The organism is Mesorhizobium sp. M4A.F.Ca.ET.090.04.2.1, assembly GCF_003999085.1.
GTDB lineage: Bacteria > Pseudomonadota > Alphaproteobacteria > Rhizobiales > Rhizobiaceae > Mesorhizobium.
The window spans coordinates 1-418 of sequence record NZ_RZOT01001033.1 but is presented as its reverse complement, the minus strand read 5'-3'; the positions used below and the strand labels follow the sequence as shown (position 1 = coordinate 418).

Genomic DNA, 418 nt, shown 5'->3' with positions numbered 1-418 from the left:
CTACACCGATCGGGACTGGGAGAGGGATTGCGTAACCTATGCGCAGGCGGCCGAGGGCGAAGGCGATTGGGCGAGCCTCGCCTGCTCCGGCTATCGCGGCTACCCCGTGCTGATCGGCTACGACGATGCCCGCGAATCGCTGTTCTACGGGTTCCCGTCCGGCGACATGACCTCGGTCTGGGAAAGCTTCTCCGGCCTCAACACGGCCGGGCCCAAGGTGGAATGGCGCATCGAGACCAACGGCGACGTCGCCATCCCCTTCGCCGTCATCCACCGCCGCGAGGTCAGCAATCCCGATGACGAGAACAAGCCGACCCAGGTGCTGGTCGTCGCCAAGGTGGCCCAGCCGGACACCCAGCAGGGCTGCACCATCGGGCTGGTGCTGGCCACCGGCAACCCGCAGGCCAACGACCAGGCG

1 protein-coding gene is annotated in these 418 nt (G+C 67.5%); it reads left to right on the top strand.

Annotated features, from left to right (window positions below; translation table 11 throughout):
* Positions 1–418, top strand: a 418-nt coding sequence (locus EN781_RS33900; RefSeq protein WP_127400796.1) for a hypothetical protein, incomplete at both ends; no start/stop codon positions are given.